Here is a 3,249-nt window from a genome sequence, read left to right on the forward strand (position 1 = left end):
GCACGAAAATGGTGAGCGCGTTGCCAAAGATTTCCGGAAAACCAAGAAGCTGGCTTGCCTGATCGAGAAGCGGCCAGGCACCCTCGAAACCGGTGGCGGCGATGCGGCCTGGATGCAGGAGGTTGTCGGCGGAGAGATTGCCGGAGGATGCGTGGATGCCGAGGCCGGCAAAGGAGCGGTAGATGATGTCGGCGAGGTTCTTGAAATTGTTCAGGATGAAAGCGAAGACGCCAACATAGAGCACCTTGCGGATGAGGCGACCGAGAATGTTGGGCTCGTCGCCGAACGCCCAGGCGAGGCCTGCCAGCGTGATGTCGATGCCGATGAGAGTCGTAGTAAGGAAGGCGACGTCGCCCGAAAGCAGACCGAACCCGCTATCGATATAGCGGATAAAAGTCTCCATGAAGCGATCGATGACGCCAAGGTCGTTCATGCCGCCGCCTTCCTCGTCGTGAAGAGCTAGTGATCAGTTGCCGGGATAGGCCGTGCCGGTGCCGAGGAAGCGTTTTGTCGTCTGTCGGGCAGCTTCCTCGGACTGCGCCTTGCGCGCGGCATCCTCGGCCTCGGCCCGAAACTGCGTCGCGAGCAGCGTCTGGATCTGCATCTGCTGCTTGGTCGAAAGTGCGATCAGCTGATTGGTGGCCTGGGTCGCCTCAAGCGCGCCGGCCGCTCCCTGGCTGCGATTGACGAGATCGGCGAGCAGGTCGCCGTCGCCGCGGACATTTTCCACGATCTGCGACTGCACACCCATGGTCTGGCGGAACGCGTGCATGGCGCTCTGCCAACGCTCGCGTGCGGCACTCGCGACATCGCTCGCCTTGATCGTGGCATCGTAGCTTTCCGGATATTGCTGTCGCCACCGGTCCTGAAGCTTACCCAGATCAAAGCTCAGGCCGCTCGCCTGGTCCATCAAACCGTCGATCCGTTGCAGCGAACCGGTAAGCTGGCCGACCGAGGAAAAATCCAGGTTCTGAAGGTTGCGCGCCATGTTCTGCAGCATGGTCGCCTGGTTTTGCAGCGACTGGATCTGGTTATTGATCTGCTCCAATGCGCGCGCCGCCGACAGCACGTTCTGCGTATAGTTCGAGGGATCGAAGACGATCAGGGCGTAGGCTGGCTGCACATAGTCGGCCAGCGGTTTGGCGATCAGGGAAAGGGTTATCAGGCCGCAGAGAAAACGGCGCCGCATCATGACGAATGCTCCTTGTCTGGTTGGGGGTATTGCTGGAGAAGCTCGGCGGCCCAGTCGAGGCCGCGAGCATTGAGGAAGCGAGAGGCAAAGCTCTCCTGCCCGTCTCCGGACAGGACGCTGTCGATGAGCGTCTGCGTGGCTGGGTCGGAGGCGCCGCAAAGCGCAAGCGCGATCGGGCCAAGGCCGAGCTCGAAGAGACGATTCCCACGTCGCGATTGCAGATAGTATTGGCGCTTCGGTGTGGCGCGAGCGATCAGTTCGATCTGGCGTTGATTCAGACCGAACTGCTCGTAGGCGGCTCGCGCCTGCGGTTCCACGGCACGATCATTGGGGAGAAAGATCCGCTGGGGGCAGCTCTCGACGATAGCCGGCGCGATCGCCGAGCTCGCGACGTCGGCAAGCGACTGCGTGGCGAAGATGACCGACACGTTCTTCTTGCGCAGCACTTTCAGCCATTCGCGGATGCGGGCGGCGAAGAGCGGGTTGTCCAGATAGATCCAGGCCTCGTCGAGCATAAGCAGTGTCGGCCGCCCATCGAACCGCTCTTCCAGCCGATGAAACAGATAGGTGAGCACAGGCAGCACAGCGCCTTGGCTGTGCATCAGCTCCTCAGTCTCGAAACACTGCACATCCGATAAGGCCAGCCGGTCGTCATCGGCATCGAGCAGCCGGCCGAAGGGACCGTCGAGCGTGTAGGGCATCAAGGCGGACTTCAGCGCATTCGACTGAAGCAGGACGGACAATCCGGTCAGCGTGCGTTCCTGCGCCGGCGCGGTGGCAAGGCTGCCAAGTGCAGACCAGATTGCCTCCTTCACCTCCGGCGTGACGGTGACATTCTCATGGGCAATGAGGCTGGCTATCCATTCCGCCGCCCAGCTGCGCGTGACCGGATCGTGGATGTTGCGCAGCGGCTGGAAGGCAAGCGCGCCGTCAGCTCCTAAGGCGTGGTGTTCTCCACCCATGGCGAGTGTTGCCGCGCGGGCCGAGTTGCCTTTGTCGAAAACGTAGATCTGCGCGCGGCCATAGCGTCGGAACTGCAGGGCGATCAGCGCGAGCAACACCGACTTGCCGGCGCCTGTTGGACCGACGATCAGCACGTGACCGACGTCATCGACATGGGTGGAAAGCCGGAACGGTGTCGACCCGCTGGTTTCGGCGAAGAAAAGTGGCGGCGCTTCGGTCTGGGTGACTTTCGCGAGATGCTCGTTCGCCGATGGGCCGGCCCACGCCGACGATAGCGGCATGAGGTGGGCAAGGTTCAGCGTGTGAACGAGCGGCTGGCGAACATTGGCGTAGACATGACCGGGCAACGAGCCGAGCCACGCCTCGACCGCATTGACGCTTTCACGGATCGAGGTGAAGCCGAGCCCGTTGACGATGCGCTCGACGGCGCGAAGTTTTTCGGCGGCGGCTTGGCGGTCCTCGTCCCGCACTGTCACCGTTGTGGTGAGATAGCCGAAGCCGACATGATCAGCGCCCAATGCCTGAAGTGCCTCGTCGGCATCGAGCGCCTTGTTGTCGGCATCGCTGTCGACCAGCGGCACCGGCTCGTTGGTGACAACCTCGCGCAGGATCGCGACGATCGACTTGCGCTTTGCAAACCACTGCCGGCGCAACCGCATCAGCGTCTTTGTGGCTTCCGTCTTGTCGAGCGGGATGAAGCGCGTCATCCAGCGATAAGCGAAATCCTGATGGTTGAGCGCGTCGAGGATCCCGGGCCGAGTGAGGTTGGGAAAACCGAGGATGGTGAGGGTTCGCAGATGCTGATCGCCCAGCATCGGCTCCAACCCGCCGGTGAGCGGCGCATCGACCAGAATGCCGTCGAGATAGATCGGTGTTTCCGGCACGGCGACCGGATGCCGGCGAGCCGAGATCGTGCCGTGCAGATAAGTCAGCGTCTCGGCATCGTCGAGCGCGCGTACTTCGGGCATGAAGCCCGACAGGAGATCCAACACGCGGTCGGTCTCGTCACGGAACCGCGCCAGCTCCTGGCGCCAATCTCTTTCGGCTTCTGGATGATAAGAGTCGACGAGCGCGCTTTCCGCCCTCGCCTGGCT

3 protein-coding genes are annotated in these 3,249 nt (G+C 62.3%); all 3 read right to left on the bottom strand.

The features are described 5' to 3' along the window. Positions 1-433 (bottom strand): type IV secretion system protein (locus tag EOA27_RS28885; RefSeq protein ID WP_189562144.1); only part of this gene is annotated, 433 nt, incomplete at its 3' end. 33 nt (positions 434-466) lie between these two features. Continuing rightward, positions 467-1,192: a P-type conjugative transfer protein TrbJ gene (trbJ, locus tag EOA27_RS28890; RefSeq protein WP_127257824.1), complete on the bottom strand. Its 726-nt coding sequence runs from the start codon at positions 1,190-1,192 to the stop codon at positions 467-469. Beyond that, positions 1,189-3,249, bottom strand: a 2,061-nt coding sequence (trbE, locus tag EOA27_RS28895) for a conjugal transfer protein TrbE (protein ID WP_127257826.1), incomplete at its 5' end; no start/stop codon positions are given. The genes trbE and trbJ, both read right to left, overlap by 4 nt.

Origin of the sequence: Mesorhizobium sp. M2A.F.Ca.ET.037.01.1.1 (genome assembly GCF_003998075.1) — a bacterium.
Classification (GTDB): domain Bacteria; phylum Pseudomonadota; class Alphaproteobacteria; order Rhizobiales; family Rhizobiaceae; genus Mesorhizobium.